Annotated in this window: 21 protein-coding genes; 11 read left to right on the top strand and 10 right to left on the bottom strand. The window is 65.4% G+C overall.

Features of this window, described 5'->3' with window-relative positions:
- Window positions 1-199 precede the first annotated feature (199 nt).
- The 3 genes from FVF58_RS24470 to FVF58_RS24460 all read left to right on the top strand — a co-directional run bounded on the left by FVF58_RS24470 (window position 200) and on the right by FVF58_RS24460 (window position 4,937).
- Complete coding sequence (locus FVF58_RS24470; protein ID WP_149672408.1) at window positions 200-3,121, top strand: molybdopterin-dependent oxidoreductase; 2,922 nt, start codon at window positions 200-202, stop codon at window positions 3,119-3,121.
- A gap of 101 nt (window positions 3,122-3,222) precedes the next feature.
- Window positions 3,223-3,966 (top strand): 4Fe-4S dicluster domain-containing protein, encoded by a 744-nt coding sequence (locus FVF58_RS24465; protein WP_149672407.1) that lies wholly within the window; start codon window positions 3,223-3,225, stop codon window positions 3,964-3,966.
- A 20-nt stretch (window positions 3,967-3,986) separates the two neighbouring features.
- On the top strand, window positions 3,987-4,937 hold the full coding sequence (locus FVF58_RS24460; RefSeq protein WP_149672406.1) for a dimethyl sulfoxide reductase anchor subunit family protein: 951 nt from the start codon (window positions 3,987-3,989) through the stop codon (window positions 4,935-4,937).
- A 141-nt stretch (window positions 4,938-5,078) separates the two neighbouring features.
- On the opposite strand, the gene FVF58_RS24455 is transcribed toward FVF58_RS24460, so the two are convergent.
- Entirely contained in the window at window positions 5,079-7,652 is a 2,574-nt protein-coding gene (locus tag FVF58_RS24455) for an adenosylcobalamin-dependent ribonucleoside-diphosphate reductase (protein WP_149672405.1), read from the bottom strand.
- A gap of 440 nt (window positions 7,653-8,092) precedes the next feature.
- Window positions 8,093-8,380, bottom strand: coding sequence for a DUF3331 domain-containing protein (locus FVF58_RS24450; RefSeq protein ID WP_094779583.1), 288 nt, complete (start codon window positions 8,378-8,380; stop codon window positions 8,093-8,095).
- A gap of 344 nt (window positions 8,381-8,724) precedes the next feature.
- On the opposite strand from FVF58_RS24450, the gene FVF58_RS24445 reads away from it, so the two are divergent.
- Window positions 8,725-9,807 carry an AI-2E family transporter gene (locus FVF58_RS24445; RefSeq protein WP_149672404.1) on the top strand — a complete coding sequence of 361 codons (1,083 nt, stop codon included), beginning with the start codon at window positions 8,725-8,727 and terminating at the stop codon, window positions 9,805-9,807.
- 73 nt (window positions 9,808-9,880) lie between these two features.
- Here FVF58_RS24445 and FVF58_RS24440 read toward each other — a convergent pair whose 3' ends face one another.
- Together FVF58_RS24440 and FVF58_RS24435 are read right to left on the bottom strand one after the other, a co-directional pair.
- Entirely contained in the window at window positions 9,881-10,753 is an 873-nt protein-coding gene (locus FVF58_RS24440) for an alpha/beta hydrolase (protein WP_149672403.1), read from the bottom strand.
- A 151-nt stretch (window positions 10,754-10,904) separates the two neighbouring features.
- Window positions 10,905-12,014: an OpgC domain-containing protein gene (locus FVF58_RS24435; RefSeq protein WP_149672402.1), complete on the bottom strand. Its 1,110-nt coding sequence runs from the start codon at window positions 12,012-12,014 to the stop codon at window positions 10,905-10,907.
- Window positions 12,015-12,596: 582 nt separating this feature from the next.
- Here FVF58_RS24435 and FVF58_RS24430 point away from each other — a divergent pair.
- The 4 genes from FVF58_RS24430 (at window position 12,597) to FVF58_RS24415 (ending at window position 17,331) form a co-directional block, all read left to right on the top strand.
- The gene (locus FVF58_RS24430; protein WP_149672401.1) at window positions 12,597-13,757 is read left to right on the top strand and encodes a porin; all 1,161 of its coding nucleotides are present in this window, start codon (window positions 12,597-12,599) and stop codon (window positions 13,755-13,757) included.
- A 169-nt stretch (window positions 13,758-13,926) separates the two neighbouring features.
- On the top strand, window positions 13,927-14,928 hold the full coding sequence (locus FVF58_RS24425; RefSeq protein WP_149672400.1) for an aldo/keto reductase: 1,002 nt from the start codon (window positions 13,927-13,929) through the stop codon (window positions 14,926-14,928).
- Between the two features lie 383 nt (window positions 14,929-15,311).
- The gene (locus FVF58_RS24420) at window positions 15,312-15,728 is read left to right on the top strand and encodes a hypothetical protein (protein ID WP_149672399.1); all 417 of its coding nucleotides are present in this window, start codon (window positions 15,312-15,314) and stop codon (window positions 15,726-15,728) included.
- Between the two features lie 613 nt (window positions 15,729-16,341).
- Window positions 16,342-17,331 carry a peptidoglycan DD-metalloendopeptidase family protein gene (locus tag FVF58_RS24415; RefSeq protein WP_149672398.1) on the top strand — a complete coding sequence of 330 codons (990 nt, stop codon included), beginning with the start codon at window positions 16,342-16,344 and terminating at the stop codon, window positions 17,329-17,331.
- Between the two features lie 17 nt (window positions 17,332-17,348).
- Here FVF58_RS24415 and FVF58_RS24410 read toward each other — a convergent pair whose 3' ends face one another.
- On the bottom strand, window positions 17,349-18,167 hold the full coding sequence (locus FVF58_RS24410) for an alpha/beta fold hydrolase (RefSeq protein ID WP_149672531.1): 819 nt from the start codon (window positions 18,165-18,167) through the stop codon (window positions 17,349-17,351).
- Between the two features lie 389 nt (window positions 18,168-18,556).
- Window positions 18,557-18,955: a hypothetical protein gene (locus FVF58_RS24405; protein ID WP_149672397.1), complete on the bottom strand. Its 399-nt coding sequence runs from the start codon at window positions 18,953-18,955 to the stop codon at window positions 18,557-18,559.
- Window positions 18,956-19,312: 357 nt separating this feature from the next.
- Between FVF58_RS24405 and FVF58_RS24400 the strand changes: the two genes are divergently transcribed.
- The 3 genes from FVF58_RS24400 to FVF58_RS24390 are packed head-to-tail and all read left to right on the top strand — an operon-like array spanning window position 19,313 to window position 23,326.
- Window positions 19,313-19,768 (top strand): (2Fe-2S)-binding protein, encoded by a 456-nt coding sequence (locus FVF58_RS24400; RefSeq protein ID WP_149672396.1) that lies wholly within the window; start codon window positions 19,313-19,315, stop codon window positions 19,766-19,768.
- A gap of 1 nt (window position 19,769) precedes the next feature.
- Window positions 19,770-22,022 (top strand): xanthine dehydrogenase family protein molybdopterin-binding subunit, encoded by a 2,253-nt coding sequence (locus FVF58_RS24395; RefSeq protein WP_149672395.1) that lies wholly within the window; start codon window positions 19,770-19,772, stop codon window positions 22,020-22,022.
- A 14-nt stretch (window positions 22,023-22,036) separates the two neighbouring features.
- Complete coding sequence (locus FVF58_RS24390) at window positions 22,037-23,326, top strand: c-type cytochrome (protein WP_149672394.1); 1,290 nt, start codon at window positions 22,037-22,039, stop codon at window positions 23,324-23,326.
- 128 nt (window positions 23,327-23,454) lie between these two features.
- Here FVF58_RS24390 and FVF58_RS24385 read toward each other — a convergent pair whose 3' ends face one another.
- From FVF58_RS24385 to FVF58_RS24370, 4 genes are all read right to left on the bottom strand, one after another.
- Entirely contained in the window at window positions 23,455-24,111 is a 657-nt protein-coding gene (locus FVF58_RS24385; protein ID WP_149672393.1) for an amino acid ABC transporter permease, read from the bottom strand.
- 2 nt (window positions 24,112-24,113) lie between these two features.
- Window positions 24,114-24,860 carry an amino acid ABC transporter permease gene (locus tag FVF58_RS24380; protein ID WP_149672392.1) on the bottom strand — a complete coding sequence of 249 codons (747 nt, stop codon included), beginning with the start codon at window positions 24,858-24,860 and terminating at the stop codon, window positions 24,114-24,116.
- Between the two features lie 41 nt (window positions 24,861-24,901).
- Window positions 24,902-25,726, bottom strand: a complete 825-nt coding sequence (locus tag FVF58_RS24375) for a transporter substrate-binding domain-containing protein (RefSeq protein WP_149672391.1) — start codon at window positions 25,724-25,726, stop codon at window positions 24,902-24,904.
- 68 nt (window positions 25,727-25,794) lie between these two features.
- Complete coding sequence (locus FVF58_RS24370; RefSeq protein ID WP_149672390.1) at window positions 25,795-26,886, bottom strand: ABC transporter ATP-binding protein; 1,092 nt, start codon at window positions 26,884-26,886, stop codon at window positions 25,795-25,797.
- Window positions 26,887-26,888 lie beyond the last annotated feature (2 nt).

Genomic DNA, 26,888 nt, shown 5'->3' with positions numbered 1-26,888 from the left:
TCCGAAGACGCGATTGAAGGCGCGCGGCTCGAAAACAGCTGGTTGAAAAAAAGCCTCCAACTGAAAGCCAGTCAGAAACTATCAGCGCCGCCTATAGTTTCTCTCGCAAATCGCGATTTCTCTTCTGAGGCCGGTGCGCATAGGATGGTCGTCATTGCATCCCGCTTTGACACCCTCCCAGCAGTGACGGAGATTCCGTATGGAACACCACCCCCGCACGCAGAACGAACGGCTCGACATCAAGACCACCACCTGCTACATGTGCGCCTGCCGCTGCGGCATTCGCGTGCATCTGCGTGACGGCGAGGTGCGCTACATCGACGGCAACCCGGAGCATCCGCTGAACCAGGGCGTGATTTGCGCGAAGGGCGCCTCGGGCATCATGAAGCAGTACTCGCCCGCGCGCCTGACCCAGCCGCTGATGCGCAAGCCCGGCGCTGAACGCGGCAGCGCACAGTTCGAGCCGGTGTCGTGGGAAGTCGCTTTCGACGTACTCGAAAAGCGCCTCGGCGCGATCCGCAGCACCGATCCGAAAAAATTCGCACTCTTCACCGGCCGCGACCAGATGCAGGCGCTGACCGGCCTCTTCGCGAAGCAGTTCGGTACGCCTAACTACGCCGCGCACGGCGGCTTCTGCTCGGCCAACATGGCGGCCGGCATGATCTACACGATAGGCGGCTCGTTCTGGGAATTCGGCGGCCCGGATCTGGACAGCGCCAAACTGTTCTTCATGATCGGCACGGCGGAGGACCATCATTCGAATCCGCTGAAAATCGCAATCTCGAAGTTCAAGCGCGCGGGCGGCCGGTTCATCGCGATCAATCCGATCCGTACCGGCTACGCGGCGATTGCCGACGAGTGGGTGCCGATCAAACCCGGCACCGACGGCGCGCTGTTCATGGCGTTCCTGCACGAACTGATTGCCGCCGACGCGTGGGATCACGAGTTCGTGCGCCGCTATACGAACGCGGCGGAACTCGTCGATCTCGACGAGGCCAGCGAAAACTTCGGGCTGTTCGTGCGCGATCCGCAGCGGCCGGCCGGCAATCCGCTGTTTCCGCAGAATCATCTGTGGTGGGATGCGCAAGCCGGGCGCGCGGTGCCGCATCACGCGAGCGGCGTGACGCCCGCGCTCGACGGCCGCTATACGCTCGACGACGGCACGCCCGTCACGCCGTCGTTCGCGTTGCTGCGCGAGCGCGTGGCCGACTGCACGCCCGAGTGGGCCGCCGCCATCACCGGCATCGCGGCGGACACGATTCGCCGCCTCGCCGGCGAAATGATCCAGACGAGCCGCGAGCATCGCATCACGCTGCCGATCCGCTGGACCGACGCGTGGGGCGAGACGCACGAAACGGTCAGCGGCAACCCGGTCGCCTTTCACGCGATGCGCGGACTCGCCGCGCACTCCAACGGCTTCCAGTCGATCCGCGCGCTCGCCGTGCTGATGTCGCTGCTCGGCACGATCGATCGTCCCGGCGGCTTTCGCCACAAGTCGCCGTTCCCGCGCGCAGTGCCGCCGTCGGCCAAGCCGCCGAACAGCCCCAATGCCGTCAAGCCGAACACGCCGCTCGCCACCGGTCCGCTCGGCTGGCCCGCCGCGCCCGAGGATCTGTTCATCGACGAACACGGCGGCCCGGTGCGAATCGACAAGGCGTTCTCGTGGGAATATCCGCTCGCCGTGCACGGCCTGATGCACAGCGTGATCACCAACGCGTGGCGCGGCGATCCGTATCCGATCGACACGCTGATGATTTTCATGGCCAACATGGCGTGGAATTCGTCGATGAATACGATGAAAGTGCGCGAGATGCTGGCCGACAGGCACGCGAACGGCGAGTACAAGATCCCGTTTCTGGTGGTGTGCGACGCGTTCCAGTCGGAGATGACCGCGTTCGCCGATCTGATCCTGCCGGACACGACCTACCTCGAACGGCACGATGCGATGTCGATGCTCGACCGGCCGATCTCCGAATTCGACGGCCCGGTGGATTCGGTGCGTGTGCCGGTCGTGCCGCCCACGGGCGAGTGCAAGCCGTTCCAGGAAGTGCTGATCGAACTCGCGTCGCGGCTGAAGTTCCCCGCGTTCACCACGGCCGACGGCGCGCGGCGCTTTCGCGACTATCCCGACTTCATCATCAATCACACGACCGCGCCGGACTCCGGCGTGGGCTTTCTGATGGGCTGGCGCGGCAAGGACGGCGACAAGGCGCTGGTGGGCGAGCCGAATCCACGGCAATGGGAGCAGTACGCGAAGAACAATTGCGTGTTCCATTACCGGCTGCCCGAAACCTTGCAGTACATGCGCAACTGCAACGGACCGTACCTCGAGTGGGCGGTCAGCAACGGCCTTCGCAAATTCAGCGAGCCGATCCTGATCCAGCTTTACTCCGATGTGATGCAGAAGTTCAGGCTCGCCGCGCAAGGGCGCACGAGCGGCAGGCAGCCGCCGGAGCATTTGCGCGAACGCGTGGAAAAGTATTTCGACCCGCTGCCGTTCTGGTACGCGCCGCTCGAAAGCGCGGCCACCGATCTCGAGCGCTTCCCGCTCGCCGCGGTGACGCAACGGCCGATGGCGATGTACCACTCGTGGGACTCGCAAAACGCATGGCTGCGGCAGATTCACGGCGAAAACTATCTGTACATGAATCCGCTGATGGCCGCCGAACACGGCATTGCCGACGGCAGCTGGATCTACGCCGAGTCGCAATGGGGCCGCGTGCGCTGCATGGCGCGCTTCAGCGAGACCGTGGAGCCGGGCACGGTGTGGACGTGGAACGCGATCGGCAAGGCGGCGGGCGCGTGGAATCTCGGCCCGGGCGCGAACGAAGCGCGGCGCGGCTTCCTGCTCAATCACCTGATCACCGACGAACTGCCCGGCCACGACCAGGCGGCCTCGCGGATGTCGAACTCCGATCCGGTGACCGGCCAGGCCGCGTGGTACGACGTGCGCGTGCGCATCTATCCGGCTGAGGCGGATGCGCGGCACACGCTGCCCCAGTTCGCGGCGATGCCCGCGCTGCCGGGATCGAACGGCGTGATCTCGCGGATCGTGCAGACCTACTTCGCGGGACGCGGCGAGTTCGCCGCCCGCCTGCGCGGCGCGAACCGGCGCAAGTAGCGAGGCACGATGGCGGCGATGGTTGCAGGGAAGGTGGCTGCGAGGGTTGTAGCGATCGCGGCGCAGGCGCTGTCAGTGTCGACAGCAGCAAGGAGCTTTTGATGACCCAGATGGCATTGGTGATCGATCTGAACGTGTGCGTGGGGTGCCAGGCGTGCGTGACGAGTTGCAAGGAGTGGAACACGTCGGGCGAATCGGGCAGTCTCGCCGACCTGAACCCGTACGATGCGGACCCGTCCGGCACTTTCTTCAATCGCGTGCAGACCTTCGAAGCCGGCAGTTTCCCGAATGCCGAGACGATCCACTTTCCAAAATCGTGTCTGCACTGCGAGGACCCGCCATGCGTGCCGGTCTGTCCGACCGGCGCGAGCTACAAGCGCAAGGAGGACGGCCTGGTGCTGGTCGATTTCGACCGCTGCATCGGCTGCAAGTATTGCGCGTGGGCCTGTCCGTACGGCGCGCGCGAGCTCGACGAGGCGCGCAAGGAAATGACCAAGTGCACGCTGTGCGTCGATCGGATCCATGATGAAAATCTCTCCGAGCGCGACCGGCAGCCGGCTTGCGTGCTGGCGTGCCCAACCTCGGCGCGGCTGTTCGGCGACATTCACGACCCGCAGTCGGTAGTGTCGAAAGCGATCGAGGAGCGCGGCGGTTATCAATTGATGCCCGAGTGGAACACCCGGCCCGCGAATCACTATCTGCCGCGCGTGCCCACTGTGGCTTCAGGCTGCGGTGGCGACGCGTGTTCGTGCAAGGCAGCCGGCGCGGCTGACGCGCCAGCTTCGCTCGACGCGCAACTCGAGAGCGGCAAACTCCATCTCGCGTCGATGGCGACGCGCATCTAGCGAACCCACAGGACCTCACAATGAATCCGGCATTTTCCGTAGTGTTCCTCACTACTTTAAGCGGCGCGGCCCAAGGCCTCCTGATCGCGCTCGTCGGCGTGGAGAGCGCGGCCCAACTGGGTTTGCTCGCGCCGCCCCCGGTGGCGTTTTACATCATCGGCAGTGTGGTGTCGGTGCTGTTGGGCGGACTCGGACTGCTCGCGTCGTTTTTCCATCTCGGTCATCCCGAGCGCGCCTGGCGCGCGATAGCGATGTGGCGAACCTCGTGGCTGTCGCGCGAATGCCTGTGTCTGCCCGCGTTTCTCGCCTGCGCGTTTTGCTACGGCGTCGCGCACTGGTTCGGTTCGCCGTGGTCACTCGCGCTCGGCTGGCTCGGCGTGCTGGCGAGCGCGACGCTGTTCGTCTGCACCGCGATGATCTACGCGTGCCTGCGCTTCCTGCAGGAATGGGCGACGCCGCTCACACTGGTCAACTTCGTGCTGCTCGGCTGCGCGTCGGGCTTCACGCTGGCCACGGCGCTGAGCGCGTGGTGCGCGCCCGGGTTGACCGTGGGGCTCGCGATCTGCGCCTGCGTGCTGACGCTTGCGGGCTGCGCGAGCCGCTCGGCGTCGCTCGTGCGCAATGCGCGCCTGCGGCCGAAGTCGACGGTGCAGAGCGCGACCGGCATCCACAATCCGAAGCTCGTGCAGGTGTCGCGCGGCTTCACCGCCGGCGCGTTCAATCTGCGCGAGTTCTTTCATGGGCAATCGGCGCGGACGCTGCGTGACGTCAAATGGGGTTTCCTCGCCGCCGCGTTCGTCGCGCCGGTCGTGCTGATGGCGCTCGGCGCGAACCTGCATTCGATCGGCGTCTCGCTCGGCCTGCTGGCCGCAGCCTGTCTCGTGCAGTACGCGGGGCTCGTCGCGGAACGATGGTTTTTCTTCGCCGAAGCGAAGCACCCGCAGAATCTCTATTACGCGAGAGTCGGATAAAGCGCGGCCTCGCATGGCCGCGCGGTCGTGCCGCACGCGCTCAGCTCGATCAGCGCGGGGGCTCGCGCGGCGGCGGTTCGCCCTCGGCTAGCCGGTTGGCGACCGCGCGCGGCGCGCTCGCCGGGTTCGCAGGCAGGCAGCTTATCCGCACGCGCCGACTTCTCCACACGCCGTGCAGAAATCGCACCCATCCTTGCGAATCACCGCATTCGCACCGCACGACCCGCACTTGCGCCCAAGCATCGTGAATAGTCCGTGCGCACCGCCGGGCTGCGTCAACGTGGCGTCGTCATCGGCCTCGGCGGGATGCGCACGGAGGCCGAAATCCGCCGACAAAGCCGTCTCCGCCTTCATCTGCCCGCGCGGCAAACGCGCCAGCAAACGCGAGGCCACCTGATTGCCTTCGGCGTCGAGAAAGCCGCGCCGATGCAGAATCTGCTGGATCGCAAACGCGAGCGCGGCCACTTCCGAATCGTGCCAGCGCGGCGCGCGATGCCCGTCCAGACGTTGCACGTCGCCGAGCCGGACCTGCCCGCGATCCCACGAGACCTTGCGCATGTCCTGCAAATTGCGCGCGACAAACCCGCCGCGCGCGGCGAGCGACAGCGAGCGCATCGTCGCCGTGATCCATTGCTGCGATTCGTCGCGCTGGCCGGTGGGTATGAAGAACTCGATAGGCCGCTCGATCGTCACGTCCTCACCGCCCAGGCGTCCGGTCACCTCGATAAACGATACCGCCACGTAGAGCGACTTCTTGCCGGCCTGCGTCAGATATTCGACCTTCTCGATGATCGCCGGCAATTCGCCTTTGGGCCGATGGTCGATCGCGATGCGCAGCGGATCGAGGTCGCTCTCGGCGAGCGTGTCGTCCGCTTGCGACGGGCTCACGCTGAGCACCGCGCCGAGCGTCTCGTTCGGCCGGTACGTCGCGAGGCCCTTGAGGCCGCTCTTCCACGCGTCGAAATAGAGACTTTCGAACGCTTCGAACGGATAGTCCGCGGGCACGTTCACCGTCTTCGAAATCGACGTGTCCACGTAAGGCTGCACGGCGGCCATCATGTCGAGGTGATCGCGCGCCGACATCTGCAGCGCGCTGACGAAATAGTCCGGCAGCTTGCCGACGTCGCCGCCGAGTTCGCGATAGAGCCGGTACGCGTAGTCCTCCACATCGAACGATTCGCGCCCGCCGTCGGCCATCACCTTCATGCGCGTGTAGGTCCACGAGAAGGGCGGCTCAATGCCGTTCGACGCGTTGTCCGCGAACGCGAGGCTCACGGTGCCGGTCGGCGCGATCGACAGCAAATGGCTGTTGCGGATGCCGTCGCGGCGGATCGCCTGCTTGATGTCCTCGGGCAGGCGCGACGCAAAGGTGCCGGCCTCCAGATAGCGATCGGCGTCGAAGAGGGCAAACGCGCCGCGCTCTTTCGCCAGTTCCACCGACGCCTGATACGCTTCGTCGCGCATCAGCCGCGCAATGCGCACGGCAAAGTCGCGGCCTTCCTGCGAGTTGTAGCGCAAGCCCAGCATCACGAGCGTGTCGCCGAGTCCGGTGAAGCCCACGCCGATGCGCCGCTTCGCGCGCGACTCCTCGTATTGCTGCGGCAGCGGCCACAGCGTCACGTCGAGCACGTTGTCGAGAAAGCGCACCTGGGTGCGGGTGCGCAGCGCGAGGCCGTCCCAGTCGAACGAGGGCTGGCGGCCTTGCATCTGCGCGAACGGATCGACCACGAAGCGCGTCAGATTCAACGGCCCGAGATTGCAGCAGCCATACGCCGGCAGCGGTTGCTCGCCGCACGGGTTGGTGGCGCGAATGGTTTCGACGGCGCGCAGATTGTTGTCCTCATTCATCCGCGAGATGAACACGATGCCCGGTTCCGCGATGTCGTAAGTGGAGCGCATGATGCGATCCCAGATCTCGCGGGCGGGCCGCTCGCTGTAAACCCACAGGCCGTCCTCGCGTTGCCGCACGTCGCCGGCCGAGCGCAGCGCCGGCGACGGGTCGGCGCGATGCACCAGTTGCCACGGCTGATCCTGTTCGACCGCGCGCATGAATTCATCGGTGACGCCCACCGACACGTTGAAGTTGTTCCAGCGGCCCTTCGAATGCTTGGCCTCGATGAATTCGAGCAGGTCAGGATGGTCGCAATCGAGCACGGCCATCTGCGCGCCGCGCCGCGAGCCGGCGCTTTCGACGGTGCGGCACGAGGCGTCGAACACGTCCATGTAGCTGCACGGCCCGGACGCCGACGAACTGGTGGTGTGCACGCGCGCGCCCTTGGGCCGGATCGCGGAGAAGTTGTAGCCGACGCCGCCGCCGCGGCGCATGGTTTCGGCCGCCTGCAGCAGCGCGACGTAGATGCCGGGCAGGCCCTGTTCGTCGACGCCCTGGATCGCGTCGCCGACCGGCTGCACGAAGCAGTTGATCAGCGTGGCGGCGATGCCGGTGCCCGCCGCGCTCATGATGCGGCCGGCGCCGAGCGCGCCGTGCCGCAGATTGTCGACGAACAGCGCTTCCACCGATTCGCGCAGCTGCGGCGGCTCCGCCTCGGCGACGCCGCGCGCGACGCGGCTGAAAACGTCGTCGGCCGATTGCTCGGCGCCCTTCGCGTATTTTTCGAGCAGGACGTCAAGGGAAAATTGCTGGGGTGCGACGGGAACAGCGGGGGGAGCGGGAGGCGCCGATGCCGGGCGGGTTTGCGCCGTGTCTTCTGCCATGGTGGGCCCTCAAACGGCGCCGCAACGGACGCGGCGCGATGGTGGAAAGGCGGGTCGTGACCGTCGCGCGGAGTGCGGGCGGTTGATTTCACGCAGTGAGGTCCACCTTAGCGCAGGCGGGCGGCGAGGTCCACCCTGGCGCACGCGGCGCAGAGCGGCAATCGAAGGGTGCGGGAGCCGCGGTTGCGCGGCCAGCTCGTGACCGGGTGCGCTTCGTGCGAGGTATGGCTTGCGGGGCGGGTGCGCGCTTTGTGCGCCGTGCGCCGCCGGCAAGGATGCCGGCAAAAAGTCAGCGCAAAAAGGTCAATGTGGGATCAGAAGGATCGAAGCGGGTTCCGGGCGTGGTCGAAGCGTGCTCGAAGGGTGGTCAAAGCGTGGTCGAAGCATCGTCAGGCGGGTTCGAAACATGGCCCAAGCGGCAAGCCCGGCGATCCGCCGCGTCAGGCGGCTTCTGCCAGCGCGCCCAGAATCTCGGCGCAGATCATCGCGGAAGCATTGGACGGCGCCGGCCGTTCCGCCGGCTTGAACACCGCGTCGCCGCGGCGGATCTTGCGGCGTGACACCGCGCAGGTGCCCGACGTATGCGCGGACCTGCGCCGCCAGCGCTGCTCGCCGTAATGACAGCGTCCCGGCTCGACCCAGCGGATCACCAGCGTCGTGTCGGAGCGCTCGAGAATTTCGATGCGTACGCCATTGGTACCGTCAAGGGGGATGGACTCTAAGGTCATCATCATCGGCTCCGTATTGTCGAGAGCCGAATGTAGTCCTGCGAGCGCGGGATAGCCATTCTGCCGCGGTTGAAACACTGTTCCCCAAATAGCAACAATGCCGCTTGACATTTACGATCGCCCGAAATGACGGGCGTTAGCAGCATTTATTATGTAACTTTTTAATAGTGCGCATTTTTGCAACGCAGTGTTGTCCACAGCGCGACGAAAGCGCCGTCTGCCAAGGCGCGGCGGCGCTTCCTTTAAGATGTGGCTGTCGATGAACCGACCGTGCGCGCAAGTGTAGCGGGTTTGCAGTTTTGCGGTCGGCTCGCGCGCACCTCTCCAAAAAGACTAGAGCTCACATGATTTCACGCCCACCCGATAACCCCGCCGAACGGCCCAGCCCAGCCGATCGTCTGAAAAAACAGCGGGCGGCCTCGCTCGTGCTGTACATCGGCCTGGTGCTGCTGGCGCTGTGGGTCGTGCGCGATTTCATCGCGGTGGTCGCGTGGGCCGGCGTGGTCGCGATCGCGCTGTGGCCGCTGTTGCGCAAGGTCGAGGGCAACCGCTGGTTCACCGGCCGCACGACGCTGATCGCCGCGCTGCTCACGCTCGTGATTGCGCTGCTGGTGGTGCTGCCGGTCGGCATCGGCATCGCCCAGGCGCTGCGCGAGGCGCACGACCTGAACGATTGGTTCAAGGGCGCGCGGGAAACCGGTATCGCGCTGCCGGACTTCATCGAGCGTCTGCCGTTCGGCGCGCAGCAGATTTCAGCGTGGTGGCAGGCCAACCTCGCCCAGCCGCTGCGCGATTCGGCGGCGATGAAGGGGCTGCACAGCACCACGGCGATGATGCTCGGCCGCCGCTTCGGGGCGCGCGCGCTGCATGCAGTGATGGTGTTCGTGTTCATGCTGGTCACGCTGTTCGTGATCTTCCAGGCGGGGCCGCGTCTGTCCGGCTCGCTGATCAAGGCCGTGCGGCGCGGTTTCGGCGACGACGGCGCCGACCTCATGCAACGGATGGCCGCGGCGGTGCGCGGCACGGTGTCCGGGCTGGTGGTGGTCGGGCTCGGCGAGGGGGCGCTGCTGGGCGTTGCCTACTTCGTGACTGGCTTGCCGCATGTCGCGCTGCTCGGCTTCGTCACCGCGATTGCCGCGATGCTGCCGTTCTGCGCGCCGATCACGTTCGGCCTTGCCGCGCTGTGGCTGCTCGCGCAAGGCTCGGTGGCCGCGGCCGTCGGACTGGTTTTGTTCGGCTCGGTGGTGGTGTTCGTCGCCGAGCACTTCGTGCGGCCGGTGCTGATCGGCAACTCGACGCGGCTGCCGTTCCTGCTCGTGCTGTTCGGCATTCTCGGCGGGGCCGAGACGTTCGGGCTGCTCGGCATCTTCATCGGCCCCGCGCTGATGACGGTGCTGATGGTGTTGTGGACCGATCTCGTGCGTTAGGCGGACGGTTTTTTCATGCGGTTTTCAGGCGCACGCCGCGCGCGCTGCGAATGCCGGCTGCGCATCCGCCCGCTCACGGCCGCTGATTCGACGGATGTTCCAGCGCCGGCGGCTTCACGCAGCCCAGCGTGTATTTCAACGCGGCGGGCAGCAGCGCGCTCCAGACATCCCAGGTGTGGCCGCCGTCGACGATGCGCAGCGCCGCCGGATTGCCCGCCAGCCGAAGATGCGTGTACAGCGTGGACGCGTCGGCCTGGATCGCGAGGTCGTCGTCGCCCGAGGCGATGAACATCGGCAGGCGATACGGCCGGCTCATGTAACGGTCCCACTGCGCCGGATAGTTGAGCTCGTGCCAGATACGCGGATCGAACTGCCGGTCGCCGAATACGCCGACGTGGCGCGCGGCCGACCCGCGTGGCGGTTCGTTCGGGTAGATCGCCGGGCTCAGCAGCAGCGCGCCGCAGAACAGCTCCGGTTGCGTCAGCGCGTAGCGCAGCGCGCCGAAGCCGCCCATCGACACACCGCCGATCATCCTTGCGCCACGCTGCGTCGACACCGCGTAGTGCGCCTCGATCTCGGGCAGCAGATCGTCGAAGAACGCGGTCTCCATCTTCTCCTTGCGGTCGACGTACCAGTCCGTGCCGCCTTGCGGCATCACGATCGCCACGGGCGGGATGTCCTTGCGCTCGATCAGCGCGTCGGCGGCGCTTTGCAGGTGGCCCTGGGTGAGCCAGTCGTTGGCGTCGCCGTTGTTGCCGTGCAGGAGATAGAGCACCGGAATGCGCGCGCCGTCCTGGCGATAACCGGTCGGCAGATAGATCGTGTAGTTCCAGTCGCGCCCGAGCGCCTCGGAATGGAAGCTGCGGCTGATGACGGTGCTGGCGAAAGCCGGCGCGTTGGCGGCGAGCGCTAGCAGCACGAGTGCGGAATGTAGGAATAGACGCATGTCACGGTAGTAGGCTGACGCGGAGCTTGCGCGCGGCCGTCATGCTATCAGCATCGGAGTTGGATTTGCGACGAATTGGCTACGGCGGATCTTGGCTGTCGGCGCGTATGAGCTGCGCTTGCCGCTCACCGCTTGCTGCTGACCACGCCGCTCAGGGCGAAGTCCCAAGCCGCGTGCCGACGACGCGCCCGACAAAGCGCTTGAGTGGCTCCACGCCCAGCGCGACGAGCAGCAGGGCGCCGACGGCGATCGCGTCGGCGAGCAGCCCGAGCGGGTAGTTCAGATAGCCGTCGGTGGCTGCATACAGCACGGAGTCGACCACCAGCGAGATCACGGCGCCGGCGATGAAGCAAAGCAAGCCCTTACGCCCGATCACCCCGATCCACGGCAGCCATTGCGCGAGCTTCTTCGCCCAGCCGAGCTGGATCAGATTCGCGACCAGCCACGCGATGGCGAGGAAGTTGACCGCCCGCAGGTAGGACAGATTCTGCTTCATGCTGCTGGCAAGCGGCCCATGTTCGATAACCAGCTTGAAATACGCGGCGGCGACCACCACCGCGAACGCCAGCACACTGATGATCCAGCCTAGCCGGTGCGCGCTCACGCGCTGATAGACTGGCTGGCAGCGCGCGAGCACGCCGAGCACGAACAACAGCTGCCACGCGAACGGGTTGAAGTCCCAGTGCATGTCGGGCGCGGCGGGCAGGTAGGCGTCGATGATCGGCGCGCCGGCCCACAGCGCGACGCTGCCGGCCAGCAGCAGCCACGGCTTGCTGCGCGCGAGCGGCAGGATCATCGGCACGAGCAGCGCGAAGAATGCGTACATCGGCAGCACGGAGGCCAGATAGGGCTGGCGGCGCAACAGCAGGATGTCGCGCAGCGCGGCGACCGGCGCGGTCATCAGATCGTCGAGATCGGTGGTCGCGAGATTCGGCCCGTCGATGCTGAACGCGCTCAGCACCGCGCTGACCAGCAGCATCAGCCCGGCCGTGACGAGGAACGCGCGATAGATCTCCAGCGAGCGCCGCAGGAAGCGGCTGCGCGCGATCGTCTCGTTGCGCCGCTCGGCGAGCGCCGCGTAGGCCGTCGCGGTAGCGAAGCCGCCGAGGAACACGAAGACTTCGGCGGCATCGCACAACGCGTACGCGTGCAGCGTGACGCGCGACAGAATGCTGCCGCCGATGTGGTCGACGACGATGATCAGCAGGACCAGTCCGCGGAAAAAGTCCAGCTCGATCAGACGGGAAGACGATTGTTGCATTGTTTGCGCCAAAAGCAGCCCCGTGCGACGGCGCGCTGATGCAGCGCGGCAGGCGTCTCACAAGGCTTTTGAAATTGGATGGGGTGCTGCGGCGGGTCCAGGACCCATTCGGCCCGCTGGCCGATTCGCCGCGTTCGACCGGCCTCGCGAGGCGCGGTGTCAGGGGGCAGTAAAAAGGACCCTTGCGAAGGCACCGGAGTTCCGCTGCACTGCCGCAAAAGCCGCCGATTATATTTCTTTCTGTGACAAAGCGGCGGCGGACCGTGCAGGGCGCCGGCGCGGCGACACGTCGCCCGATTCGAGTCCCGGCCGGCGATGCCGCCTACCTGAACGCGCGTCTGGAAAAAAGAGGCAGTCGCGCGAAGTGGAGATTTCGCAACATTTTAAGCGATGCTCATGTCCCCCAATGGACGGCCAGCGAACGGCGTGTGAGGATTTCCGAAAGCGCGGCGAGGACCCAGAGCCGGATGCCGAAGCGCCGGGAAAGAGCAGAGAAGCGAAGAAGCAAAAAGAAGCGAAAAGAAGCGAAAAGCAAAGAGGCCAGATCGAGTGGTCCCATTACTCGAGTGCAGGGAGATCTTCATGAACAAGCAAGTGTTCGCGCTGGCTGTCTCCACCGCTGTGTCTGCCACTCTTGCCACACCCGCCAACGCGCAGACGAGCGTCACGCTGTATGGCGTGATCGACGAAGGGATCAACTACACGAACAACGTCGGCCGCGGCCATGTGTACGAACTGGCGAGCGGCTTCGCGCAAGGCAGCCGTTGGGGACTGAGGGGCGACGAGGAACTCGGCGGCGGACTGAAAGCGATCTTCCAACTCGAGAACGGCTTCGACCTGAATTCCGGGCGGCTCGGGCAGGGCGGCCGGATGTTCGGCCGTCAGGCGTTCGTCGGCTTGAGTTCGGCGCCTTACGGCACGCTGACCTTCGGCCGCCAGTACGATTCGGTGGTCGACTATCTGGCGCAGACCACGGCCAACGGCAACTGGGCCGGTACGCTGTTCTCGCACCCGCTCGACAACGACAACACCGACAATACGTTCCGCCTCGACAACACGGTCAAGTACACCAGCCCCCCGATCGCCGGCTTCCAGTTCGGCGGCACCTACAGTTTCAGCAACGCCACCGGCTTCGCGAACAATCGCGCGTACAGCATTGGCGGCCAGTACGCGTATGCCGGCTTGCTGGTGGCCGCCGCGTATCTGCAGGCCGACAATCCCGGCAACGGCGCGAACGGAGCGATCACCGCGAACGACGCCGGTTTCATCGCCGCGCGCATGCGTGTGTTCGGCGGCGGCATCACCTACACCTTCGGCCCGGCGACGGCGGGCTTCGTCTACACCAACTCGAACTATCTGAACCCGACCGGCAACGGCTATCTCGGCATTACGCCGCTCGTGCCGCCGGGCGTGCTGCTGAACTCGCTGAAGTATCAGAACTTCGAGGTCAACGGCAAATATCAGATCTCGCCGGTGCTGTTCGTCGGCGCGCAGTACGTGTACACGATGGAGACCTACGACGCTTCGAACGGCGGCGTGAAGCCGCACATCCACTCGTTCGGCCTGATGGCGGACTACAACCTGTCCAAGCGCACCGACGTCTATATTCAGGGCGAATATCAGCAGGTGACGGGCGACCAGACCTTCTCGATTCTCGACTTCGCGTTCATCCCCGGCACCCAGGCGCCGTCATCGACGAACAAGCAGGTCGTGGTGCGCGCGGCGATCCGGCATAAGTTCTAGGCGCGCTGCGCAGCGGCACTTCATCGCCGCCATCCATCGCGGCACGCGCTCGCGATTCCGACCAAACGAACGGCTTTCTTCCCGCGCCCGCGAGGCGCAGAATGCCGTTCGGGCGTGGTCAGTCCAGCGCCTTCCTCGACGCAATCCAACGACCTTGGGAATGCACGCCATGAATACACGTCAACTGGGCCGCCAGGGCCCGCGAGTTTCCGCCATCGGCCTGGGCTGCATGGGCATGTCCGATCTCTACGGACCGGCCGACCGCGACGAAAGCATTGCTACGATTCACGCGGCGCTCGACGCCGGCATCACGCTGCTCGACACCGGCGACTTTTACGGAATGGGTCACAACGAAATGCTGATCCGCGACGCACTGCAAGGACGCCAGCGCGAGAACGCCGTGATCAGCGTGAAATTCGGCGGACTGCGCGATCCGGCGGGCGGCTGGATCGGCCTGGATACGCGGCCGGTGGCGGTGCGCAATTTTCTTGCTTACTCGCTGCGGCGGCTTGGCACTGATTACATCGATATCTACCGGCCCGCGCGGCTCGATCCGGCAGTGCCGATCGAAGAGACCGTCGGTGCGATCGCCGATCTCGTGAAGGCCGGCTACGTGCGGCAGATCGGGCTGTCGGAAGTGGGTGTGCAGACGCTGCGACGCGCGCAGGCGGTCGCACCGATCGCCGATCTGCAGATCGAATACTCGCTGATGTCGCGCGGCATCGAAGCCGGCATCTTGCCGGTGTGCCGCGAACTCGGCATTGGCGTGACGGCTTATGGCGTGCTATCGCGGGGCTTGCTGAGCGGCACGTGGTCGAAAGAGCGTGGCGCGCAGAAAGATTTCCGCAGCGTCAGCCCGCGGTTCCAGGGCGAGAATCTCGAACGCAACCTCGCGCTGGTCGATACGCTGCGTTCGATTGCCGATGCGCGTGGCACCAACCCGGCGCAACTGGCGATTGCGTGGGCGTTGTCGCGTGGCGAGGACATCGTGCCGCTGGTGGGCGCGCGTCGCCGCGCGCAGTTGACCGATGCACTGGCCGCTGCCCAACTGGCGTTGAGCGCCGAGGAGCTCGCGCGCATCGAAGCGGCGATTCCGCCGGATGCCGTGGCCGGCAAGCGGTACAACGAAGTGCAGATGGCGCATCTGGACAGCGAGCACGACGGGCATTGAGCGGGCCGTTGCCGGGCCGCTTTTGACGCGTAGCCGGTTGCGGCAATCGCGCGGTGAACATATGGGTGCGCTGGGTGAACGGTTTCGCCGGCGCGCGCGCTTTGCCGCTCATACGCATCGGCAAGCATCGGCAAAGCAGGCACCGGCACCGGCTCGCCGACTCGCAGTCTGCGAAGGTTTCTGAAAGCGTGGCGTTCGTGCCAGCTCTCCCAGCACGTGCGCTGCTCATCCTGCTCACTGAATTCGCGCACTGAACTCCCATGCGATGGCTCGCTCAAACGGTATCGCGCTGACGCCGCCCGGCGTCACGTGTCAGGTTCGCCGTAAGTAAGCCACGTAAGTAAGCCACGTCAATGAGCCACGCTTCTTTTCACGGAGACTTCATGAACAATCGCGCGACGCAGATTCTCCCGCATCATCGTTATGTTCAATCGCTGGGCGCACCGCTCGCCTGTGTACAAGGCACGATCAGCAAGGTGTTCGCAGGCCCGGAAAACCACCACGGCGCCAATCATCAGCACTTCGTCATCAAGATCGACAAGGTGCTGAAGTTCGAAGGCGGCACGCAGAACCTGGCGGGCACCGAGGTATTCGTCGCCGTGCGTTTCGGCGACAACGAAGGGCTCGCGCAGGAAATCCCCGGCCTCCAGGCAGGGCAGCCAATCGAGGCGCAAGGCGAATACATTTCCGAAGCCAGCGCCTATCCCACCGTCGACAATTCCAATCCCGTTCTGCCAGTGCTGCACTTCACCCATCATCCGGTGGGCTATGTGAAGTACGAGGGGCAGTACTACAGCTAGGCCGCATCTGCTCGACACGGACGGCCGTAATCCCGTTGGCCGGGCCCGCCCGGCTGTCCGTTCACCGCTCGCCGTTGCTTGCGATATAACGTCATTCAAGTTCCGGCGCCGATCTGCCGTTAAAACAACCGGTATCGTCCGTTCGCGATGCTCGCGCATGCACGCGCTCAGGCGCGCTTGTGCGGATCGGGGCGCGACTCACCGCGCGCATTTCCATGCAATCAGCCAGTGACGCCAGGAGTCGCGCGCGAGGCCCCTGAACGGGGCCTGCGCGGCTCGAACACGTTGCATTTGCAACGAGGTTTGCGGACATGCGCAAGATTTGTATCAGAGTGTGTGAGGTGGCGCGATTTTAGTAAAACGCACTTTACAATTCCGCTGAATTTTTAATTGGCAATCGGGCTCTTTTTGCTGAACTCTGGCTCGTCGCGAGACGCCGGGCGCCGGGCATCCGGAAAGTGCTAAAGGGTTGGGATAGCCGGTAGGGCATCGGGTGAGCGCCGCACGAGGCGGCCTCGCCGTGTCGAAGGAGTCCGCGCGGCGTCATCGCGCGATTCGCACGCGACATCGCGGCATCCGGCCCACCCATGAATAACGCAGGAGTCGGACAAAGATGGGAAAGCGTTTCGACAGAACGATGATGGCCAGTCTGACCGGCGTGTGGGTCGCGCTGGCGATGAGCGGTTGTGCGAACGTGGGGCAGCAGGACGCGCAGAGTGGCGCGGCAGCGAGCGCGGCGGCGGCTTCCGGCGTGCCGGCGGCGAGCGCGTCGGTTGCCGATCTCGCGTCCGCGGGCAAGCAGTTGCCGATCGGCGCCGACGAAGGCACGCCGCTCAGGAAAGCACCGCCGCTCGTCTATCGCGTCAAGCGTGGCGACACGCTGGCGCGTATCGCGCAGCATCATCATTGCAGCGTCAAACAGCTGCAGGCGTGGAACGGATTGAAGGGATCGTCGCGGCTGAAGTTGGGGCAAGTGCTGCATGTCGCGTCGCCGGAAACGGTGCGGGCGGTGAATGCCGCTAATGCAGCCAATGCAGCCAATGCGGCTAACGCAGCCAACGCCGCCGCAGCCAAGGCAGCGGCGGCGTCCGCGCCGGCCGCTTCGCTCGCGGCGCAGCAGGCGTCATCATCATCGGCAGCCGTGGCGACGGTCCCGGCACAACCCGCAGCGGCGAGACCCACGGCCGAAGAGGCGCGCGAAGTCACGCAGCAGACCATGCGGCATGCGAACCGCGTCGCGCTGGCGTGGCCGGCGGGCGGGCGTGTGGTCGAAGCGTTCCAGCCGGGCGAAACGCGCGGCATCGAAATCGGCGGCAAGCCGGGTGATCCAGTCCGGGCCGCCGCCGACGGCAAGGTGATGTACGCCGGCACGGGTCTGAACAGCTATGGCAGTCTGATCATCGTGCAACACAACAAGGACTTTCTGACTGCCTACTCGCATAACCGCAAGCTGCTGGTGAAGATCGGCGACATCGTTCGGCAAGGACAGCAGATCGCGGAGATGGGCGACGAAAACAACTCGCGCGTGTCGGTGGGCTTCGAGCTGCGCCACGACGGCAAGCCGGTCGATCCGCTGCCGTATCTGCCGCAAGGGCGCGGCTAGTCACGCACCGTCCGCCGTCAATCGAACCACCGCAGCGCCGCGGCGACGATCGCTTCCGGCGCGTCTTCCTGCATCAGATGGCCGGCGTTCGGCACCGCCTGAAAGCGCGCTGCGGGAATCGCGGCAGCCAGCTCTCGGCCGCGTTCGAGCGGAATCCACTGATCCTGTTCGCCCCACAAAATCTGCACCGGGCAGCGCAGGTGCGGGTAGCGCGCCTGAACCTCGTCGGTGTAGCGCTGGTCCATCTGCGCGATTTGCCTATAGAACGCGGCTTGTCCGGCGGCGCCAAGCCAGGGTGCCACGTACGGCGCAAGCTCGGCATCCGCAATCTCGCGGGCGATCGCGCCGCGCACATACGCTTTCACCACCGCGTCGTGAATATAAGGCGGCAGTCCGGCAAACGCGTCGCCGTGTTCGCGCACATGCCGCACGAATGGCGAGCCCCATGGCGCGAGCGCCACCGGATCGATCAGCGTGAGACTGCGGTACTCGCAGCCGTCGAGCAGATGCGCGCGTAACGAGGTCGCGCCGCCGAAGTCATGCGCGATGACATCCGGGCTCGCCAGTTTCCAGTGCGCCAGCAGTTCCGCGAGCAGCACATTCTGAATGCCGAGCGAAACATCCTGTCCGTCGCGCTGCTCCGACTGGCCGTAGCCGAGCAGGTCGTAGTAATACACGGTGCGCACTGGCGCGAGATGCGCGGCGATCCGATGCCACACATACGAAGAGAACGGTGTGCCGTGAACCAGCACCAGCGGCGGACCCGTGCCGGTCACCTTGTAGCGCACGGTTTGATCGCGGAACGTATAGCTTTCGGGGAGCGGCCAGGCTTGCATGGCGGTGAGCATTCGCAATGAAGTCCGCTTACCTTAACAGGGCCGCGCGTTGCGTGCTGCGCGGCTTTTCGTAGGCGGTGTTCGAGCGGCATGCAACCTCTCCCGCAGAAGCTCACCTTTGTTTTAGTCAGCAAAACCAGGCAAATTCGGAAACGGGGCGCTTGAATGCGCGGCTCGATGGCGCGCGTAACCCGCACTGTTGCGAGTCGAAGATAAATTGGCCTGAAATACGGTGTTTTTTATGTCGTCTACCGCAGACAAGCCTGGTAATCGAGCGGCCGCAAGCGAGTGCAGTGTTTGAAGAGCGTTGCCCGGTCGCTCAGAATCCTGCGATCTGAACGGTGAGGAAATCCGGGAGCGGGCGGCGCAAGCACCGCCGCGCTCGCCACTTACTTCTTCTGAACGCCGCGCAACAGTTGCGACACCTGGCCGTGCTGATGCAGGATCGCCGGGTCGGCCTGCAACAACGGCAGATAGCGCGGCAGAAACATATTGTCCGGCAGATCGGACGAGAAGAGACCGGTGACGGCTTCGGCTGCGGCGAGCCGGTCGGCGGCGTCGGCTTCCTTGTCGTCGAGGATTTCGTCGACGCTCGCAATGACCGTCGAAAGCGGCGTGAGCCAGCGGAAACCCGAACCGTTGATCAGCACCTGCAAAAAAGCGGCGGGCGTCACCGGACCGAACTCTTTTTCATACATCGCGCGTTCGTGATCGAGGATGGCCTTGTGCAGCGCCAGCAACGGCCGGCGAATGTCCGACAGGAATTGAGTGCATTGCTGGTCGTTCATCGTGCTGCTCCTTCGGAGTGTCGGGCCGGGTCGAGCCGGGCAATCGGCTCGCGTTGATGCGGCGATGGTAACGCATGAATCGAATTCCGTTTGAACGTCGCGTGAGGCAGGCGGCGGCAGCGGTTGTCGCGCGAACCGGCCGCGCGCCCCTTCACGGCAAACTTCTTTTTCCACGGCTACAATTTGCCGGTCACTTTCGGCACATGCACGCCGCGCATCATGCGCCGTCGCAACCGCAGTCCAAGCGCATCGCGGATTAGTTTGCCAAGTCGAACAAACACAGCGTGTTTTTCCATTCCTGTTCGACTGCTCTGCCTAAACAGCGTCACCAACAATAAGTCCCACCCGGAGCCGCTTATGACAACGCTCAACATCAACGGTCAGACCCATACCGTCGACGCGCCGCCCGACATGCCTCTGTTGTGGGTGTTGCGCGATCTCGTCGGCCTGACCGGCACCAAGTTCGGTTGCGGCATCGCTCAATGCGGCGCATGCACCGTGCATCTCGATGGCGTCGCGGTGCGCTCGTGCGTGTTCCCGGCGGCGGCGGTCGGCGACAGGAAAGTCATCACGATCGAAGCGGTCGGCAGCACGCCCGCGGGGCAGAAGGTGCAGCAGGCCTGGCGTGAACTGGATGTCGTGCAATGCGGCTACTGTCAGTCGGGGCAGGTGATGTCGGCGGCATCGCTGCTCGCTGGCAACCCCAATCCCACCGATGCGGATATCGACGCCGCGATGGCCGGCAACATCTGCCGCTGTGGGACGTACAACCGGATCCGCGCGGCGATCAGGCAAGCCGCGAAGGGAGTCTGACATGTCCCAGGGACTGCTCGATGCACAGAACGGCGCGCAGCCGTCGAAAGAGGGCGTTGGCGGCGCGGGCACCCTTTCGCGCCGCGCCTTTCTGAAATTCAGCGTGACGGTCGGCGCGGCAGCCGGCGGGGGCTTGCTGCTCGGCTTCAGCATGCCGGCCGCGAGCCAGGATCAGAAGGCCGGCAAATCGGTGATCGGCGGCGACGCGGTGGAAGCGCCGCAAAGCGGCGTGTTCGCGCCGAACGCGTTCATCCAGATCGACACCGCGAGCAAGGTCACGCTGGTGATTCCGAAAGTCGAGATGGGCCAGGGCGTCTATACGTCGATCCCGATGCTGATCGCCGAAGAGCTCGAAGTGCCGCTCGACGCGGTCACGCTCGACCACGCGCCGCCCAACGAAAAGCTCTTCATGGACCCGCTGCTCGGCGGTCAGCTGACCGGCGGGTCGACATCGATCCGCTTTGCATGGGAGCCGATGCGCCGCGCCGGCGCCACCGCTCGCATCATGCTGGTCAACGCGGCCGCGCAGCAATGGCAGGTCGATCCGGCGAGCTGTCATGCGCAGGCAGGGCAGGTGATCCACGCGGCCAGCAATCGCAGCATCGGCTACGGTCAACTGGTGGAGGCCGCGGCCACGCTGCCCGCGCCGCAGAACGTGCCGCTGAAGGACCCAAAAGATTTCAAACTGATCGGCACGCCGGTGAAACGCCTCGATTCTCCGGAGAAAGTGGACGGCACCGCGCTATTCGGACTGGATGTGCGCGTGCCCGGGATGGTCTACGCGGCGATCGCGAATTGCCCGGTGTTCGGCGGCACGCTCGCGAGCGTCGACGATACCCACGCGAAGAAGATCCCCGGCGTGCGCCAGGTCGTCAAGCTCGACAACGCGGTCGCGGTGATCGGCGACCACACGTGGGCCGCGAAGCGCGGCGTGCAGGCGCTCGACATCAAATGGAACGAAGGCGCGGGCGCGAACCTTTCGATGCAGCAGATCGTCGACGACCTCGCCCGTGCTTCGCAGCGTAACGGCGCGGTCGCGCGCAAGGAAGGCGACGTCGGCCAGGCGTTTGCAAACGCGAAGTCGCGCGTGGACGCCGTATATCAGCAGCCGTTCCTCGCGCACGCGACGATGGAGCCGGTCAACTGCACGGTGCACGTGCGCGCCGACGGTTGCGAGATATGGCTCGGCTCGCAAGTGCCGACGCGTGTGGTGGATGCAGCAGTGGCGGTCACGGGCCTGCCCGCCGAAAAGATCGTCGTGCATAACCATCTGATCGGCGGCGGTTTCGGCCGGCGGCTCGAATTCGACATGGTCACGCAGGCGGTCAAGGTCGGCAAGCAGGTGTCGACACCGGTGAAAGTGGTGTGGACGCGCGAGGAAGACATCCAGCACGACATGTACCGGCCGTACTACTACGACCGGATTTCCGCCGGGCTCGACGCGAACGGCAAGCCGGTCGCGTGGCAGCATCGGATCGTCGGTTCGTCGATCCTGGCGCGCTTCGCGCCGCCCGCGTTCAAGAACGGGCTCGACCCCGACGCCGTCGAAGTGGCCTCGGACCTGCCATACGATCTGCCGAACCAGTTGATCGACTACGTGCGCCAGGAACCGCATGCGGTGCCCACCGCATTCTGGCGCGGGGTGGGGCCGACACGCGGCACCTTCGTGGTGGAGAGCTTCGTCGACGAACTCGCCGCGCAGGCGAAGATCGACCCGGTGAAATACCGGCAGGACCTGCTGGGGAAAACCCCGCGCGCGCTGAATGTGCTGAACACCGCCACGCAGGCCGCGAACTGGGGCAACGCGTTGCCGAACGGACAAGGGCGCGGCGTATCGGTGATGCACGCATTCGGCAGCTTCTTCGCGATCGTCGTCGAGGTCGCGGTCGATCAGGGCGAGGTCGCGGTCAAGCGCGTCGTATGCGCGGTCGACTGCGGGATGGTGGTCAATCCGAACACGATCGAAGCGCAGGTGCAGGGCGGCATCATCTTCGGCATCACGGCGGCGCTCTACAGCGAGATCACGATCAAGGACGGCCGCGTCGAGCAGAACAACTTCACGGACTACCGGATGCTGCGCATCAATCAGACGCCGCCGATCGACGTGCATATCGTGAAGAGCAGCGAGGCGCCCGGCGGCATCGGCGAACCCGGCACGGCGGCGCTTGCGCCCGCGTTGACCAACGCGATCTACGCGGCCACCGGCAAGCGGCTGCGGCAATTGCCGGTCGGCAGCCAGTTGAAAACCGCGTGACGGGAGCCCGGGACATGAAAAACACACTGAAGGGTTTCGGCGCGGCATTGTGCGTGGCGCTACCGTTCATCGGACAAGCGCCGGTACATGCGGCCGCGCAGGCGGACCAGGCGCTGGTGCAACGTGGCGCGTATCTGGCGAAGCTCGGCGACTGCGTCGCCTGTCACACGGCGCCGAAGGGCAAGCCATTCGCGGGCGGCCTGCCGATGAATACGCCGATGGGCCAGATCTACACCACCAACATCACGCCCGATGCGCGCACCGGCATCGGCGGCTACAGTGAGCAGGACTTCGCGCAGGCGATGCGCGAAGGCGTCGCGAAGGACGGCCACAACCTGTACCCGGCGATGCCCTATCCGTCCTACGCGAAGATCACCGACGACGACATGAAAGCGCTGTACGCGTTTTTCATGAGCGGCGTCGCGCCGGTGCAGCAGGCGAACCGCGAGCCGGACATCAAATGGCCGTTGAACATGCGCTGGCCGCTGAAGTTCTGGAACATGGCGTTCCTGGAAAAGGGCGCGTATCAGGACAAGCCGGGCAAGGATGCCGCATGGAATCGCGGCGCGTATCTGATTCAGGGGCTCGGACACTGCGGGTCGTGCCATACGCCGCGCGGCATCGCGTTCCAGGAGAAGGCGCTCGATGAGAGCGGCAGCGCGTTCCTCACCGGCGGCCTGCTCGACGGCTGGTTCGCGGCGAATCTGACCGGCGCGCACAATGTCGGGCTGGGCCGCTGGAACGATCAGGACTTGCAGGCGTTCCTGAAGACCGGCGCGAATCGCCATGCGTCGGCGTTCGGCTCGATGACCAGTGTGATCAACAACAGCACGCAGCACATGAGCGACGCCGACATCGCGGCGATGACGACGTATCTGAAGTCAATGCCGCCAGCGGGCGGCAGCGGCGCACCGCCCTATACGTTCGATCCGCAGGCGACCAAAGTGTCGTTGAACCGTCCCGCGAACGATGCCGGCGCACGCGTCTATACGGCCTATTGCATGCACTGTCACGGCGTCGACGGCCGTGGCTTCGCGCCGATGCTGGCGCCGTTGGCCGGCAATCCGAACGTGCTGGAGAAGGACCCGTCGTCGTTGATCAACGTCACGCTGAACGGCACGGAGGACCTCGTGGTCGGCGGCGTGCCTGCGCCTTATCCGATGCCGAAGTTCGCGCCGGTGCTCGACGACCAGCAGATCGCCGACGTGCTCACCTTCGTGCGGGCCGGCTGGAACAACGGCGCACCGGCGGTCACGGCGGCTGACGTGGCGAAGCTGCGCAAGTCGACGCAGGCGGCGCGTTAGGCGTCAGGCGTTAGTGCAGCGCTGTCGGGCAGTGCCAAAAGGCGCGAAAAAAGCGGCAACCGTGCACAACACGGTCGCCGCTCTTCTACAGATGCGCGTGCCGAGGACAACTCGCGCACGCCATGTCTTCAGCGATGCTGCCCGACCTTCTGCCGCTTTTCGAGCACGCGCGCGTACCACGTCAACGGGAAGCACATCGCGAAGTAGATCATTGCAACCATCCCGTAGATCGGAAACGGCCGGAACGCGGCGTTGGTGATCATCGTGCCGGTCTTGGTCAGTTCGGTGAAGCCGATGATCGACGCGAGCGCCGTGCTTTTGACCACCTGCACGAGAAAGCCGACCGTCGGCGCGACGGCGATCTTCAGCGCCTGCGGCCACACGATGTAGCGCAACTGCTGGCTGAACGTCATGCCGAGGCTCGCGCCCGCGGCCCACTGGCCGCGCGGCACCGCTTCGACGCAGCCGCGCCAGATGTCGACCAGATACGCGCTCGTATAAAGCGTCAACGTGACGGCCGCCGCGACCCATGGCGACACGTCGACGCCGAGCAACGGCAAGCCGAAGAACGCGAGAAACAGCTGCATCAGGAGCGGCGTGCCCTGAAACACTTCCACATACAGCACGACGATGCGGCGCAGCCACGCGATCGGCGACACGCGCATCGCGAGCAGCAGCAGCCCGACCACACCGCCGCCGACGAACGCGATCAACGACAGCAGCACCGTCCAGCGGGCGGCGAGCAACAGATTGCGGGCGATGTCCCACAGCGTGAATTCGATCATGATCAGCGCTCCGTCGGCAGGGTGCGCGCGCCGCGCCACATCAGGCGGCTGCGCCAGTTGCGCGGCGCGCTGTCGTTGCCGCGCGCGACACGGCCCGCGAACAGGCCGCGCCCGAAGCGGTTGAGGATCTGCCGCAACACGATCGACATCAGCAGATAGGTCGCGGTGATGATCACGTAACTCTCGAACGAGCGGAAGTTGCGCGACTGGATGAAGTTGGCCGCATAGGTCAGATCGGGCACCGAGATCTGCGACACCACCGCCGAGCCGAGCATGACGATCAACACCTGGCTCAACAGCGCGGGAAACACGTTGGCGATCGCCTGCGGCAGCACGACGTGGCGGAACACCTGCCGCCCATGCAGGCCGAGCGCCTGCGCCGCCTGGACCTGGCCGCGCGGAATCGAATCGATGCCGGCGCGCACGATCTCGATCGCGTACGCGCCGAGGTTGACGGTCATCGCAAGAATCGCGGCCTGGATTTCGTCGATATGGATGCCGAGGCTCGGCAAGCCGAAGAACACGAAGAACAGCTGCACGATGAACGGCGTGTTGCGGATCAGCTCCACGTAGCTCGCCACCACCCAGCGCGCCCATTTCGGCCCGGCCACCGCGATGCTCGCGCCGCCGATTCCGACGAGGCCGCCGAGCACCGTGGAGACCGCGGTGAGCCCGAGGGTCACGGCGGCGCCGCGCACGAGCATCCCCGCATAGAGGCCGAAGCCGCTGAAATCGAACGCATAGGTCATGGCGTCGCGCTCATCGTAAGGTCAAACTCCGTGCGAAAAAATCAAAGATCCGCGGGCAGCGGCGCGCGCAGCCATTTCTGCGAGATCGCGTTCATCGTGCCGTCCTTGCGGGCCTTGGCAATCGTTTCGTCGACTTTCTGTTTCAGGCGCGGCTCGTTCTTGTTCAGGCCGACGTGATCAGGCGAGCTGAACAGCGAGAACTTCTGCTCCGGATCGTTGGCCGGATGACGCGCGAGAATCGTGGCGCCGACGTCGTTGCCGACTACCATCAACTGTACCTGACCAGAAAGAAACGCCGAAATTGCGCCGTTCGGATCGTCGAAACGTTTGATGTTGGCCGAGGGCGGCGCGATCTTCGTGACGCTCAGGTCTTCCAGCGTGCCGCGCGCGACCGAGATCGACTTGCCGGCGAGGTCGGCGGCGTTCTTCACGGGCAGCGACTTCGGACCGAACACGGCGAGGTAGTAGGGCGCGTAGGGCTGCGAGAAATCGATCACCTTTTCGCGCTCCGGCGTCTGGCCGACCGACAGCAGCATGTCCGCCTTGTGGTCGGCGAGGTAGGCCATGCGGTTGTCGCCCGTGACCTGCACGAGTTCGACCTTCGCGTTGAGCGTCTTGCCGATCAGGTTGGCGACGTCGATGTCGTAGCCCATCGGCTTCATGTCCGGACCGATCGAGCCGAACGGCGGATAGTCCTCGAACACGCCGATGCGCACCGTGCCCGACTTCGCGATGTTGTCGAGCGCATCGGCATGCGCGGCCGACGGCAATGCGCAGAGTGCGCCGGCGCCGGTGAAGGCGAGCGCGGCGGCGAGCGTGGCGAACACGCGGCGGGTCTGCGAGTGAGCAACGGGGCGCTGATTCATGATGTGTCCTCTGTCGAAAGCGTGGGTATTGGAATGGGTTGCGGTAAGCGGAGTCAATGCGGCGGCGCTCAATGCATGGAACGCACTGCGATCAGCTTGCACGCGTGCGGCGGCAATTCCGCGAGCACCGGCATGCCGAGCATGAGCCCCGGCGTTTCGCGCGGCGTGGTCGCGGCGGTCAGCGTGAAGCCCGCGCAGTCGATCGTCGCTTCGAGCGACGCGCCCACGTCGCGAATGAACGTGACGGTGCCGGCGAGCCGGTTCGGTCCGGCGGCGTCGGCGGCGGCCGACGCGGTCGACGCCGTCTTCACGCAGATGTCTTCCGGCCGGATCAGCAAGCGGATCGCGGTGCTGGACTGCGGCACGCGCGCGCTCTGCGCGAGCGCGATGCGCCGGCCGCCCGGCAAGCTCACGCCGCCACCGCCATCGTACGTGACAGGCAGGATATTGCCGAGGCCGATGAAGTCGGCGACGAACTCGCTGACCGGATCGCGATAGATGTCGAGCGGCTTGCCGACCTGCGCGATGCGGCCTTTCTCCATCACGACGATTTCATCGGCCATCGTCATTGCTTCGCGCTGGTCGTGCGTGACCATGATCGTCGTGATGCCCAGGCGCTGTTGCAACAGGCGGATTTCCACCTGCATCGCTTCGCGCAGCTTGGCGTCGAGCGCGGAGAGCGGCTCGTCGAGCAGCAGCAATTTCGGCTGCGACGCGATCGCGCGCGCAATCGCCACGCGCTGGCGCTGGCCGCCCGAGAGCTGCGTGACCGGCCGGTTCGCCATATGCGGCAACTGGATCAGATCCAGCAGTTCGGCCACGCGGCGCGTCTGCTGCTCCTTCGGGGTCTTGCGCAGCTTCAGCGGATACGCGACGTTCTGCGCGACCGTCATATGCGGAAACAGCGCGAGCGACTGGAACACCATGCCGAAGTCGCGCTGATTGGCCGGCAGCCGGGTGATGTCGCGGCCCGCGAAATGGATGCTGCCCGAAGTGGGCGTTTCGAGGCCGGCGATCATCCGCAGCAGGGTGGTCTTGCCGCAGCCGGACGGGCCGAGAAAGCACACCAGCTTGCCGTCGGGCACGCTCAGATCGACGCTGTCGACGGCATGCGCCGCGCCGAAGCGGCGGGTCACGGCCTGCAAGGTCAGATGGGTCATCG

This window comes from Paraburkholderia panacisoli (assembly GCF_008369935.1).
Lineage (GTDB): Bacteria > Pseudomonadota > Gammaproteobacteria > Burkholderiales > Burkholderiaceae > Paraburkholderia > Paraburkholderia panacisoli.
Note: the sequence above shows the minus strand (reverse complement) of the source record. Positions and strands in the feature narration are given on the sequence as shown.

Excerpts from the sequence above, each read along its gene's own strand:
- FVF58_RS24470 (WP_149672408.1), top strand. The coding sequence starts at position 200 with ATGGAACACCACCCCCGCACGCAGAACGAACGGCTCGACATCAAGACC.
- FVF58_RS24465 (WP_149672407.1), top strand. The coding sequence starts at position 3,223 with ATGACCCAGATGGCATTGGTGATCGATCTGAACGTGTGCGTGGGGTGC.
- FVF58_RS24460 (WP_149672406.1), top strand. The coding sequence starts at position 3,987 with ATGAATCCGGCATTTTCCGTAGTGTTCCTCACTACTTTAAGCGGCGCG.
- FVF58_RS24455 (WP_149672405.1), bottom strand. The coding sequence starts at position 7,652 with ATGGCAGAAGACACGGCGCAAACCCGCCCGGCATCGGCGCCTCCCGCT.
- FVF58_RS24450 (WP_094779583.1), bottom strand. The coding sequence starts at position 8,380 with ATGACCTTAGAGTCCATCCCCCTTGACGGTACCAATGGCGTACGCATC.
- FVF58_RS24445 (WP_149672404.1), top strand. The coding sequence starts at position 8,725 with ATGATTTCACGCCCACCCGATAACCCCGCCGAACGGCCCAGCCCAGCC.
- FVF58_RS24440 (WP_149672403.1), bottom strand. The coding sequence starts at position 10,753 with ATGCGTCTATTCCTACATTCCGCACTCGTGCTGCTAGCGCTCGCCGCC.
- FVF58_RS24435 (WP_149672402.1), bottom strand. The coding sequence starts at position 12,014 with ATGCAACAATCGTCTTCCCGTCTGATCGAGCTGGACTTTTTCCGCGGA.
- FVF58_RS24430 (WP_149672401.1), top strand. The coding sequence starts at position 12,597 with ATGAACAAGCAAGTGTTCGCGCTGGCTGTCTCCACCGCTGTGTCTGCC.
- FVF58_RS24425 (WP_149672400.1), top strand. The coding sequence starts at position 13,927 with ATGAATACACGTCAACTGGGCCGCCAGGGCCCGCGAGTTTCCGCCATC.
- FVF58_RS24420 (WP_149672399.1), top strand. The coding sequence starts at position 15,312 with ATGAACAATCGCGCGACGCAGATTCTCCCGCATCATCGTTATGTTCAA.
- FVF58_RS24415 (WP_149672398.1), top strand. The coding sequence starts at position 16,342 with ATGGGAAAGCGTTTCGACAGAACGATGATGGCCAGTCTGACCGGCGTG.
- FVF58_RS24410 (WP_149672531.1), bottom strand. The coding sequence starts at position 18,167 with ATGCAAGCCTGGCCGCTCCCCGAAAGCTATACGTTCCGCGATCAAACC.
- FVF58_RS24405 (WP_149672397.1), bottom strand. The coding sequence starts at position 18,955 with ATGAACGACCAGCAATGCACTCAATTCCTGTCGGACATTCGCCGGCCG.
- FVF58_RS24400 (WP_149672396.1), top strand. The coding sequence starts at position 19,313 with ATGACAACGCTCAACATCAACGGTCAGACCCATACCGTCGACGCGCCG.
- FVF58_RS24395 (WP_149672395.1), top strand. The coding sequence starts at position 19,770 with ATGTCCCAGGGACTGCTCGATGCACAGAACGGCGCGCAGCCGTCGAAA.
- FVF58_RS24390 (WP_149672394.1), top strand. The coding sequence starts at position 22,037 with ATGAAAAACACACTGAAGGGTTTCGGCGCGGCATTGTGCGTGGCGCTA.
- FVF58_RS24385 (WP_149672393.1), bottom strand. The coding sequence starts at position 24,111 with ATGATCGAATTCACGCTGTGGGACATCGCCCGCAATCTGTTGCTCGCC.
- FVF58_RS24380 (WP_149672392.1), bottom strand. The coding sequence starts at position 24,860 with ATGACCTATGCGTTCGATTTCAGCGGCTTCGGCCTCTATGCGGGGATG.
- FVF58_RS24375 (WP_149672391.1), bottom strand. The coding sequence starts at position 25,726 with ATGAATCAGCGCCCCGTTGCTCACTCGCAGACCCGCCGCGTGTTCGCC.
- FVF58_RS24370 (WP_149672390.1), bottom strand. The coding sequence starts at position 26,886 with ATGACCCATCTGACCTTGCAGGCCGTGACCCGCCGCTTCGGCGCGGCG.